This window comes from Variovorax sp. IB41, from assembly GCF_016405905.1.
Taxonomy (GTDB): Bacteria; Pseudomonadota; Gammaproteobacteria; order Burkholderiales; family Burkholderiaceae_C; genus Variovorax.
The window spans coordinates 1-1,983 of record NZ_JAEFCB010000044.1 but is presented as its reverse complement, the minus strand read 5'-3'; the positions used below and the strand labels follow the sequence as shown (position 1 = coordinate 1,983).

At 69.9% G+C, this 1,983-nt stretch carries 1 protein-coding gene; it reads right to left on the bottom strand.

Translation table 11 applies throughout. The annotated features are described in order from the left end of the window. The coding region (locus JC881_RS32205; protein ID WP_198789813.1) for a non-ribosomal peptide synthetase at positions 1-1,983 on the bottom strand (1,983 nt) is incomplete at both ends.

Genomic DNA, 1,983 nt, shown 5'->3' with positions numbered 1-1,983 from the left:
GCGGGCCCTCGCCGGCCACCACCACGGCTTCGCGCACCTCGGGCTGCGACAGCAGCTGCGCCTCGATCTCCCCGAGTTCGATGCGGAAGCCCCGGATCTTCACTTGATGGTCGATGCGGCCCAGGTACTCCAGTTGGCCCTGCTCGTTCCAGCGGACCAGATCGCCCGTGCGATAGAGCCGCCCGCCCTTGTCGTCGAACGGGTCCGCCACGAAGCGTTGCGCGCTCAACCCGGGTCGGCCGAGATAGCCGCGCGCCAACAGCGCGCCGCCGATGCACAGCTCGCCCGCCGCGCCCTGCGGCACCAGGCTGAAGTCGGGGCCGACCACGCGCAATGCGCGGCCCGCCAGCGGCACGCCGATGGGCATGCGCAGCGGCACGCCTTCGTCGCCCGCCTGCAAATAAGGCGCGCAATCCAGCACCGAAGCCGTGACCGTCGCCTCGGTCGGTCCGTAGGTATTGAGCAGCGCGATGTGCGCGAGCCCCGCCTGGCGCCAGGCATTGAGCCCTTCGGGCGGCATCGCCTCGCCGCCCGCATGGACCTGCCGCAGCGCGCCGTACGGGCGCGCGCCATGGCGCGCGAAATCCTGCGCGAGCAGCAGCCAGTAGGCCGTGGTGAGGTCGGCCACGCTGATGCGCTTGTCGATGAGTTCGCGGTAGAAGGTCTCGCTGTCCCACAGCGCGGGACCGCGCAGCACGATCGCGGCGCCCGCTGCGAGCGGCGGGAAGGTCTGCTCGATGAAGCCGTCGAAGTTCAGCGTCGAGAACTGCAGCATGCGGTCCGATGGCACGAGGCCGAAGAACCGGATCGATTCCTGCGCATGCTGCACCAGCGCGCCGTGCGAAATGCCGACGCCCTTGGGCCGCCCGGTGGAGCCCGAGGTGTAGATCAGGTAGGCCAGGCCGCCTGGGTGCAGCGCGACCTGCGGGTCGTGCGCGGGCTGCGCGGACAGGTCGAGCGCATCGAGCGCCAGCGTCGGCAGCGAACCGCCGGACACAAGGCGCCCCGCGATGTGCGACTGCGTGAGCAGCAGCGAGATGCTGCTGTCGCCGACCATATAGGCCAGGCGTTCGGCCGGGTACTCGGGGTCCAGCGGCACATAGGCGCCGCCGGCCTTCAGGATCGCGAGCAGGCCCACCATCATCTCGATGGAGCGCTCCACCGCGATGCCCACGCGGCGCTCGGGCTTCACGCCCAGGTCGATCAGGCGGTGCGCGAGGCGGTTGGCCCTCGCGTTGAGCTCCGCGTAGCTCAGCGTTGCATCGCCGAACACCAGAGCGGGCGCCTCCGGCCTTTCTTTCGCATGGCGCTCGAACAGGCGGTGCACGGGCTGCGCGTCGTCGTAGCGTTGCGGGTTGACGCCCCAGGCCGCGAGCTGTTGCTTCTGCGATGCGGGCACCAGGTCGAGGTCGCATGCGAGCTGCGCGGGGTGCGTTGCGAGCGCGCGGGCGATCTCGGCGATCGCCGCGTGCATCAGGCCGCACACGCGCTGCGCGTCCACGGCCTGGTCGATCAGCGCGATCAGCTCGAAACCGTCGCCCAGGTCGTCCACCGACATGTCGAACGGGTAGTTGGTGAACTCGCGGCCGCCGAGCACTTCCATGCCTTCGCCCAGCGGGTTCTTCGACGACTTCATCGGCCGCGGATTGAAGCGGTAGTTCAGCAGCGCCGAGAAGAGCGGCGTTCCGCCCGGCAGTGCCGTGCAGCGCTGCGCCAGCGAAAGTCCGGCGTGCTCGTGGTGCAGCAGTTGCGTGAGCGCTTCATGCGTCTGCTTCACGCACTGCAACACGCTCTGGGCACCCAGGCGAATCCGCAGCGGCAGCGTGTTGATGAAAAGGCCGACTGCGCGTTCGGCGCCCTGTCCGCCCTGCATGCGCCCGAACAGCACGGTGCCGAACACCACGTCGTCCTTGCCCGTGGCCTTGCCCAGCACCAGCGCCCACGCCAGATGGAACAGCGTCGCCGCGCCCACCCCATGGCGCT